Below are 9,114 nucleotides of genomic sequence, written 5' to 3'. Positions count from 1 at the left end.
CGAGGACCTGGCCGCCCGGCGGATTGCGGTGGGCCGGGGCGATCCGGCGCACCGGGCGCAGCGCGGCGGCGGGGACGGGCGAGCCGTAGGCCAGCCGGGGCAGGGTCGAACGGTGGGCGCGCAGCAGTTGCGCGGCCTCCAGCAGGTCGCCGCGTGACTGCCGGATCGCGCGCGCCGCGCGTTCCGGAGCCCACAGCCCCGCCTCGCCCATCACCCGGTCCACGGCCAGTCCCAGCCGTCCGGTGATCTGCTCCAGCTCCAGCCACCGGCTGGATCCGCCGAACCGGTCCCGCTGGATGAGGCGTTCGGCGGCGGCGATGGCCTCCTGGCCGCCGCGTACTCCGGCGTACCCCATGTCAGACCTCCTCGGGGTGCCGCACCCGGGTGGTGCGGGGCAGCCCGGCCACGGAGCCGTCGGCGGCGGCGAGGAAGAGGTCGATACCGCGGGGGAAGGCCGCGTTGGCCGCCGCGAGCGCCGTGGCTGCGGCCACTGTGAGCCCGCGCACCGCGAGACGCCGCTCCGTGCCGTCCGCAATGCCCGGCCCGGTCAGGAGGAGTTCCGTGTCGTGCGGGCCCTCGCCGCCGAGCGCGTCCACCTGGGCGAAGACCCGGGCGCCGGTCTCCGGGTCGAGTGGGGTGCCACGGTTCAGGGCGGCGATGTCCTCGGGGGTGAGCGGGCGCAGCGCGATCACGGTACGAGCGTCGGGCAGTTCCGCGCGCGGGGCGCCGGTCGCGGCGTACACTGCCTCCGCCCAGGCCGCCACGTCCGGGTCGGGGCCGGTCAGCACGTGCACCGGGACCTCGACGTCGATCAGTCCGCAGGCGGCGACGGCGGCGGCCGGCGCCGCGTCGGGGACGGTGAGCTGGCGGATACGGCCGGGCCGGGCGAGCACATCGAGCAGCGCGGTGAAGTCGCGCTGGGACTCCTGGGACGTGCGGCGCAGGGCGCGGACGCGCTGCGCGTCCGGGGCGCCGATGGGCGCGCGGTGGGCGGGGGCCGGGGCGGTGCCGGCCGCTCGGTCGGTCACGTCAGCTCCTCGAAGACGACGGTGGTGGTGGTGACGTCGGCCCACTCCGCGGCGTCCTGCGCGGCCCGCCGCTCATCAACGGCGGCGCACAGGGCGTCGATCTCGGCGGTGGCGGGGCCACCGGTCGCGGCGAGGGCGTCGAGGACCGCTCCGGCGAGCGCGGCGATCCGGTCGTCGCCGGGCCGCATGCACCATCCGGGCACCCCGGCGACATCGACCGAGCACTCGGTGACGAGCACTTCACCGAGGTAGAAGCGGGTCTCCTCGATGGGTTCGCGCACCTGGAGGACCGCCATGCCGGTCTCCGGGCCCTTCAGGACGGTGGGTTCGGGAATGCTGCCGTCGGCCAGGAGCCGTTCGGCGAGCGGGACGATCTCCTCGTGCGCGGCGGCTGCGAGCAGTTCGCAGCGCCGTTCACGAGTCGGTGTCGAAGACACGTGTTCTCCTTGATTTCCTTACGGGGTCGCCGTGGGTGTGAGGCGTTGCTCACGTCGCGGCCGTGGCGTGGCGGGATGCGGCCGGGCCGGCGGGCGGGTGGGTCCCCGGCCCGGGCAGGCGGTCAGCCGAGGTCGTCGAGTTCGACGACGATGCGCAGAGCGTCGGGGCGTGACCAGGACTCGCTGCACATCAGGGGCGCTCCGGTGCCGGAGTCCCGGCTCATGCTCTCCAGCAGCCAGACCGGGCCACTGCGCTCGGCCTCCAGTTCCGCTGCCACCTCCGGCGGGGGCAGCACGCTGCTGACCCGGCACCAGGCGCGCACCGGCACAACACCGCACATCTGCCGCAGAATCACATCGAGAGACTCCACAGCGCGCACCGCTGAGCCGAGATCGGGCAGCACGTCCACCGGAATCCACGCCTGGGTCCAACTGCTGACCATGCCGCTGAGGTAGGTCTGCGAGATGAGCAGGTGGGCGGGGCTGCCCTCGCTGCGCTGCAACCGGTCGGCGTGCTCCTCGCTGAGGCCGACCCGGCGTACGTCCCGCACCACGCGGCGATGCACGCCGCCCGCCTCCTCGATGGTTCGGCTTCCCGACGGCGGTTGGCGCCGCGACAGCAAGTAGTCGATGGGACGGTTGACGAATGTGCCGGCGCCGCGGACTCGCCGCACCAACAGTCGCCCCTCCAGTTCCTGGAGCGCGGCGCGGGCCGCCGCACGGCTGACGGCGAAGCGCGCGGCGATCTCGTGCTCGCTGGAGACGCGTGTACCGGCGGGCTGGTCGGCGATCTCGGCCGCGAGTACCGCGGCTATCTCTGCGTACCTGCTCTTCTTGGCCACGTCATCGACTCTGAACCCCGTCGTTGTCCGTACAAGTGTCCCCACACCATCGGTCGCCTGCGCGCAAGTGAACAACGGGAACACTTGTTGCGCCGTTCCGGCCGCGCTCCGACGGCGCTGCGACGGCGCGGCCCGGCGGCGCAGGTGGTGGGAGGCGGAGAACGACGAACGACCCGCTCTGTCCGGGACAGAGCGGGTCGTTCGTCGGCGCGGCCTCCACGGGCCTGCACGGAGGGCGTCAGGCATACACCTTCCGTACCCATACCGCGAGGCCCTCCACCAGGAGTACGACGGCGAGGACCATCAGCACCACGGTGGTCACCACGCCGAACTCCAGGACCCGGGCGGCGTTGAGCAGGTCGTAGCCGATGCCACCGGCGCCCACGATGCCGAGCAGGGTGGCCGAGCGGATGTTGACATCGAGCTGGTACAGGAGGTGGGCGACCAGGGCGGGCCAGGCGCGCGGCAGGATCGCGCCGAAGAAGACCTGGTGCCGCCGGGCGCCGGTGGCCAGCAGGGCCCGGACGGGTCCTGGCTCCACTTCCTCCAGGGAGTCGGCCACCAGCTTGCCGAGCAGCCCGATGGAGCCGATGCCCAGGGCCAGTGCTCCGGCGACCGGGCCGAGGCCGGTGACCACGACGAAGACGATCGCCACGATGAGTTCCGGAATGCCCCGCACGCCCAGGATCACGGCCCTGAAGAACCGTGCCACACGGGGCGAGCCCACCACGTTGCCCGCCGCCAGTACACCCAGCAGCACGGCGGGCACCAGGCCGATCAGCGTGCCGGCGAGCGAGATCTGCAACGTCACCCACAGGTCTTCGAAGAGTGTTCCGCCCATCCCGCCGGTGCCGGGCGGCAGGAAGTCGCCGAGGGTGGGCAGGAAGGAGCCGAGGGCGCTGGTCAGGGACTGCCAGGAGAAGCCGGACCGCACGGCGGAGGCCACGACGAGCGCCACCGTCAGGACCAGCCAGACCGTACGGCGCACGCGTGCGCCGCTCCACGGCGGGCTGGTCCGCGGTCCGGCGGCGGCCTCGCCCGCGTGCGGCGGCGTGGACCGGGGCGCACGGGACACGGCCGGCGAAACCACCGGGACGGTCACGGCCGGCGTCGGCGTCTTCGACCCGCGCCACCGCGGACGGCGGGAGCGGGTGGTCACCTCCGGCAGCAGGGTTCGCCGGATGGCCCCGGAGACCGCCTCGAAGGAGAGGCAGGCCAGCAGCACCACGAGGGCGAGTGCCATGGCGCGCTGGTAGTCGAGCCGGGCGACGGCGTTGGCGAGGCTGTAGCCGATGCCGCCGACGCCGACGAAACCGAGCACCACCGAGACACGCAGGTTGATGTCGAGGCGGTGCAGGGCGGTGGCGACCAGGGAGGGCAGCACCTGGGGAAGTACGGCACCGGTGATCTGCTGGAGCCGGCCGGCACCCACCGCCCTGAGCGCGGTGCGCGGACCCTCGTCGATCTGCTCGATGGCGTCCGCGGTGAGCTTTCCGACCATGCCGACGGAGTGCAGGCCGAGGGCCACCACGCCGGTCATGCCGCCCAGGCCGAACACCCGGAAGGCGGCGATGGCGATGACGACCTCGGGCACGGCGCGGCACAGCACGATGACCGCGCGCGCCAGCGCACGGCAGGGCGCGTTGAGCGTGGTGTTACGGGCGGCCAGGAGGGCCACCGGCACGCTCAGCACGACCGAGAGGACCGTGGCCGAGATGACGACGGCCAGGGTCTGCCAGAGCAGGCCGAACAGCTCCGGCGCGGGCGGGAAGTCCAGCGGGAGCATCCGGCTGGAGAAGTCGACGGCGTTGCCCGCGCTGTCGACGAAGGTGGCGATGTTCAGTCGCAGGCCGATGAAGGCCCAGACGCCGCCGCCCAGGCAGATCAGCAGGGCGAGCCCGGCGGCCAGTCCCGCGCCGCCCGGGCGGGCCAGGGTCCGCCGGGTGGCAGGGCCGCCGGGGGCGGCTGTGGAAGCGAGCGGGGGGCGCTGGTCGATGGCGGACACGCCTCACCTCGTTCCTGTGGAGGGTGCGACCGCGCCGGAGGGGGGTGCCGGATCCGCGCCGACCTCGGTGTACAGCCGCATCACGGCCGCGCGGTCGATATCGCGGGTGGTGACGTCCATCACCACCCGGCCCCGGCGCAGCCCGATGATCCGGTCGGCCCAGGACAGGGCCAGGTCCACCTGGTGCAGGCTGCACAGGACGGTGAGGCGGCCCTGGTCGGCGACGTCCCTGAGCAGCCGCATGATCTGGGCGGCGGACTCGGGGTCGAGCGAGGCCACGGGTTCGTCGGCGAGCAGCAGTTCGGGATGCTGCATCAGGGATCTGGCCACGGCGACGCGCTGCTGCTGACCGCCGGACAGGGTGTCAGCCCGCTGGAAGGCGTGCTCGGCGAGGCCGACCCGCTCCAGCCCGTCCAGCGCGCGCTCGCGGATCGCGCGCGGGTAGGTGAACAGGCCCAGCCGGGGACCGCGCAGCGAACCAAGCGCACCGGTGCAGACGTTCTCCAGGACCGTGAGCCGTCCCACCAGGTGGAACTGCTGGAAGACGAACCCGATACGCCGGCGCAGTTCCCGCAGTCCGGCGTCCCCGCTGCCGGCCAGGTCGGTGCCGAGTACGGTGCCGGTGCCGGAGGTGGGCCGCTGCAGCCCGTTGAGCTGGGCGAGCAGGGTCGACTTCCCGGAGCCGGACAGGCCCAGCAGGGCGACCACCTCGCCGCCCGCGACATCGAAGGAGACCTGGTCGAGGGCGAGTCGGGTCTCAGCGCCGGTACCGAACCGCTTGGTGAGACTGGTGAGCCGGATCACGGGCTGGGCATGACCGTCCCGCGCACCGGTCTCGGTGCCGAGGGCCGTCACGAACCCGCCTTGCACTGGGTGTCCCCGGTCGTGGTGCACACATCGCGCACGCTCTTGTAGTCGGAGTCCTTGACCGGGGCGTAACCCCAGTAGCCGTAGATGCGGCAGTCGTCGCCGTTGCAGTAGCCCTTGGACTTCAGATAGTCGGCGTTGGCCTTCTTGGTGAAGACATCGGTGAGCTGCCGACGGAGCTTGCTGTCGAGGTCGGTGGAGAGCGCGACCGGGGAGCCGGGGATGAGCGGCGACTTCCACACGTGCTTCAGCTCTCCCTTCTTCAGCTTGCCCTGCTTGATCAGCAGCTCCTCGATGGTGCTGTCCGAGAAGCCGACGTCGCAGTTCCCGCGAGCCACCGAGAGCGCGGACGCGTCATGGCCGCCCGCCATCACCTTGGTGTACGAGTCGTCCTTCACCCCCTCCTTGAGCAGCCCCGCGTGCGGGTACAGGTAGCCGGACGTGGAGTTCTCGTCGACGAAGCACACCTTGCGGCCCTTGAAGTCGGACAGACTCTTGACGTCCTTCGTCGTGCTGCGCGTGAAACCGTACGACCAGTAGCCGGGGGCGTCACCCTTGGCGAGGACGCTGGAAGCGACCGGTTCCAGACCCACGCCGCTGTTCTTGGCGATGATGTACGACAGGGGCCCGTAGACCGCGATCTGGGCCTTGTGCGCCCGCTGGGCCTCGATCACAGCGGCGTAGTTCGTCGCCTTCTGCAGCACGACCTTTTTACCGGTCTCGTCTTCGAGCAGCTTGATGAGCGGCTTGTAGTGCTGGGCCGTCGAGGTGGAATCCTCGGAGGGAACGATCGCGAGTGCCAGGGTGCCCGGGTTCCCTTTGTCGGACGACGAGGCGTCCCCTGCGGCGCTGCTGCCGCAGGCGGTCAGCACCAGGGGCAGCAGGGCGGCAGCGGCGAGCGCATGGGGGCGGAGGTGGCGTGACATAGGGGTGTTCCTTACGGGATCTGGGCGGCGGGGCACCGCCGGTCGCACCGCAAGAGTGCGGACCACGGATGAGTCCCCGCACCCCGCGAAGTTACGGGCCGCTGAACAGACCCCTAGGCAATGCGCGACTTGGTTGCACAAGCGGCGTCACACTCCGCATGCCCGCCTCCCTCCGGGGCGCTCCCGTGTGTGTGCGGTTGCGTGTTCTGCGGCTCACGCGGTCCAGTCGAGGATGACCTTGCCGCCCTTGCCGCCGGCCGCGTCCGCGAACGCCGCCTCGAAGTCGCGGTAGTCGTACCGGCCGGTGATCACCGGGGCGAGGTCGAGGCCGCCCTCCAGCAGCACCGACATCAGGTACCAGGTCTCGAACATCTCCCGGCCGTAGATGCCCTTGATCGTGATCATCGAGGTGACGATCCGGGCCCAGTCCACCGGGAACTCCTGGGACGGCAGACCGAGCATCGCGATCCGGCCGCCGTGCGTCAGGTTGGCGATCATGTCCCGCACGGCCTCCGGCTGCCCGGACATCTCCAGGCCGATGTCGAAGCCCTCGCGCAGCCCCAACTCCCGCTGCGCGTCGGCGATCGACGCGTGCGAGACGTTCAACGCGAGGCTCACCCCCAGCTTGCGGGCCAGCTCCAGACGCTCCTCGCTGACATCGGTGATGACGACGTTGCGGGCGCCCGCGTGCCGGGCCACCGCGGCGGCCATCAGACCGATCGGCCCGGCGCCGGTGATCAGCACGTCCTCGCCGACCAGCGGGAAGGACAGCGCGGTGTGCACCGCGTTGCCGAACGGATCGAAGATCGCCGCCACATCGAGATCGACGGGGAACCGGTGCACCCACACATTGGACTCGGGCAGGGCCACGTACTGCGCGAACGCCCCGTCGCGGCCGACGCCCAGGCCGACCGTGGCCCGGCACAACTGGCGGCGCCCGGCCAGGCAGTTGCGGCACCTGCCGCACACCAGGTGGCCCTCGCCGCTGACCCGGTCCCCTATGCGGATGTCGGTGACGTCCCGGCCGGTCGCCACGACCTGGCCGACGAACTCGTGCCCGAGGACGAGCGGCGTACGGATCGCCTGCCGCGCCCAGCCGTCCCAGGACCGGATGTGCAGGTCGGTGCCGCAGATCCCGGTCCGCTGGACCTCGATCAGTAGGTCACCGTGGCCGATCTCCGGCTCCGGAACGTCCCTCAGCCAGAGCCCCGGCTCCGCCCTCTCCTTGACCAACGCCTTCACAAATGCTGCTCCTGTGAGTGAGGTTCCGGCCCGCCGACATACCGCCGGGTTGGTCACCGATGCAGACGGAACGTGGTGTAACTGTCGTCGGTCCGGTAACCGAGCCGCGTGAACAGGCGGGCGGCCGAGGTGTTGCCGGAGGGGTGGATGAGCGTGCACACCCCTGCCTCGTCGATGGCCCGACGACTGAGCCAGGCGGTGACCGCCGCGCCGAGCCCGGTCCCGCGCCGTGGTGTCGCGGTGGCGATGGATCCGAGGTGCGGAAACCCGGTGAATTCGGTGCGCTGATGACTGCCGCAGGCGATCAGGTTTCCGTCGTCGTCCTCGATACCGGCCCAGCGGACGATGCTCGGCGTACCGGGAGCGATCTCGTACGTGGGATGGTGTTCGGTCAGGAATCCGGGCAGCCGGGAGTCGGTGAACCGCAGTTCCAGCACCTGGTCCTCGTCCGCCATGAGAGCGGGTGCGACGCTGAGCCAGCGGTAGGCCCAGTGCCGGGCCGTTTCGGGCCTGAGCGGGGCCGGCAGCAGAAGGTGTGCGTCGCGTGGCAGGGTCACCTCTTCGGGACCGTCGCCGAGTGTCGTCGGCCAGGCGTCCAGAAGACCGAGGAGCAGGTCGACGGCACCTTGGGGGTCTCCGAGGACCAACAGCCGCTCTCCTGTGAACGTGGATGCCGCCGCGTTCGACGTGGCCCACATGTGTCCCCCTTGAGGGGCTTTGACGCCTGGCGGTACCTGGTACCGGACGTACGCGCTGTGCGCGAGCCTGTCCCGCAGTTCGTCGGTTGACTCAAGCGCGGCAATGGGCCCTGGGTTCACCATGATTGTCGTCTTTCGGTCTCTTGCAGCGGAAGCCGGGGTCCGCTGCCGTTCGCTTGTGTCCACTCCGGGTCTTTCCTTGTGTGCAGCCGCCGGAGCGGGACGTGGTCGGCCGGGCACGGGCGGGTCAGAACTGGCTGAGCTGACCGGTCCTTGAGATGTGGCGCTCCGCGCGTGTGAAGGCGAGCACACCGAGGCCGAGCAGCCCCGCCGAGCACACGATCAGCAGGGGGTACTCCCAGCGGATGTCCAGCAGCGGACGGCTGCCGAGCGCGAAGTGCCGTACCAGGTCGATCGCGTACGTGCTGGGCAGGACATCGGAGACCAGCCGCAACGGGACGGGCAGCACGGTGACCGGGAAGATGTTCCCGGACAGCAGTCCCAGGAAGAAACCGAACCCGTCCAGGAGGGCCCGCGCCTGCCGCATGACCAGCAGCACGGCCATCACGAGATAGCAGATGCCGACCATGCCGACGACCCCGATCAGCACGGCGGGCAGTGCGTACACCGCGGTCCAGGCGACACGTACGTCGAACGCGACCACGCCGAGCAGCAGACAGGAGACCGCACCGATCGACGAAATGGCCAACGCGCTGACCGCGACCGGAACGGCGGCGGCGGCCCGGCTGCTCGGCGTAGTCCATGCCTGTTCGAGTGCGCCCGAACCGCGTTCGACACTCAACATGATCGAGGTGCCCGTGATCGCTCCGACCATGAGGATGTTCATGAACGCACCGACGAAGATGAAGCCCTGATACTCCACCGAGCCGGTGATGTCCGCAAGACCGAGGGCCTGCCCGTGGGTGAGGAAGGCACTGGCCAGCAGATAGCTGGGGAGAATGAGCCGGTAGAGCGGATTGAGTGCGGTCATGTTCAGAAATGCCAGCGGGCTGCCCATGACCATGCGGAAGTCCTTGCGGACATTGATGGCGAGGATACGGATCAGCAC

Annotated in this window: 10 protein-coding genes; all 10 read right to left on the bottom strand. The window is 70.9% G+C overall.

Annotated features, from left to right (window positions below):
* The coding region (locus ACWEKM_RS25740; protein WP_451623588.1) for a carbon-phosphorus lyase complex subunit PhnI at positions 1-355 on the bottom strand (355 nt) is incomplete at its 3' end.
* 1 nt (position 356) lies between these two features.
* Positions 357-1,028 carry a phosphonate C-P lyase system protein PhnH gene (gene phnH, locus ACWEKM_RS25735; RefSeq protein WP_451623587.1) on the bottom strand — a complete coding sequence of 224 codons (672 nt, stop codon included), beginning with the start codon at positions 1,026-1,028 and terminating at the stop codon, positions 357-359.
* The gene (phnG, locus tag ACWEKM_RS25730; protein ID WP_451623586.1) at positions 1,025-1,465 is read right to left on the bottom strand and encodes a phosphonate C-P lyase system protein PhnG; all 441 of its coding nucleotides are present in this window, start codon (positions 1,463-1,465) and stop codon (positions 1,025-1,027) included. The genes phnH and phnG overlap by 4 nt, the downstream gene beginning before the upstream one ends.
* 122 nt (positions 1,466-1,587) lie before the next feature.
* Positions 1,588-2,307 carry a GntR family transcriptional regulator gene (locus ACWEKM_RS25725; RefSeq protein WP_451623585.1) on the bottom strand — a complete coding sequence of 240 codons (720 nt, stop codon included), beginning with the start codon at positions 2,305-2,307 and terminating at the stop codon, positions 1,588-1,590.
* Positions 2,308-2,545: 238 nt separating this feature from the next.
* Positions 2,546-4,312 (bottom strand): phosphonate ABC transporter, permease protein PhnE, encoded by a 1,767-nt coding sequence (gene phnE / locus ACWEKM_RS25720; protein WP_451623584.1) that lies wholly within the window; start codon positions 4,310-4,312, stop codon positions 2,546-2,548.
* Positions 4,313-4,315: 3 nt separating this feature from the next.
* Positions 4,316-5,167 carry a phosphonate ABC transporter ATP-binding protein gene (gene phnC, locus ACWEKM_RS25715; protein WP_451623583.1) on the bottom strand — a complete coding sequence of 284 codons (852 nt, stop codon included), beginning with the start codon at positions 5,165-5,167 and terminating at the stop codon, positions 4,316-4,318.
* Positions 5,164-6,105 (bottom strand): phosphate/phosphite/phosphonate ABC transporter substrate-binding protein, encoded by a 942-nt coding sequence (locus tag ACWEKM_RS25710; protein WP_451623582.1) that lies wholly within the window; start codon positions 6,103-6,105, stop codon positions 5,164-5,166. The genes phnC and ACWEKM_RS25710 overlap by 4 nt, the downstream gene beginning before the upstream one ends.
* Before the next feature lie 213 nt (positions 6,106-6,318).
* The gene (gene tdh / locus ACWEKM_RS25705; protein WP_451623581.1) at positions 6,319-7,347 is read right to left on the bottom strand and encodes an L-threonine 3-dehydrogenase; all 1,029 of its coding nucleotides are present in this window, start codon (positions 7,345-7,347) and stop codon (positions 6,319-6,321) included.
* Between the two features lie 53 nt (positions 7,348-7,400).
* Positions 7,401-8,045: a GNAT family N-acetyltransferase gene (locus ACWEKM_RS25700; protein ID WP_451623580.1), complete on the bottom strand. Its 645-nt coding sequence runs from the start codon at positions 8,043-8,045 to the stop codon at positions 7,401-7,403.
* A gap of 247 nt (positions 8,046-8,292) precedes the next feature.
* On the bottom strand, positions 8,293-9,114 hold the full coding sequence (locus tag ACWEKM_RS25695; protein WP_451623579.1) for an ABC transporter permease: 822 nt from the start codon (positions 9,112-9,114) through the stop codon (positions 8,293-8,295).

The organism is Streptomyces sp. NPDC004752 (genome assembly GCF_053601275.1).
The sequence above is the reverse complement of the archived record's forward strand: the minus strand, read 5'-3'. Positions and strand labels throughout refer to the sequence as shown.

Coding starts and splice junctions, on each gene's coding strand:
- ACWEKM_RS25700 (WP_451623580.1), bottom strand. CDS start 8,045: ATGTGGGCCACGTCGAACGCGGCGGCATCCACGTTCACAGGAGAGCGG.
- ACWEKM_RS25710 (WP_451623582.1), bottom strand. CDS start 6,105: ATGTCACGCCACCTCCGCCCCCATGCGCTCGCCGCTGCCGCCCTGCTG.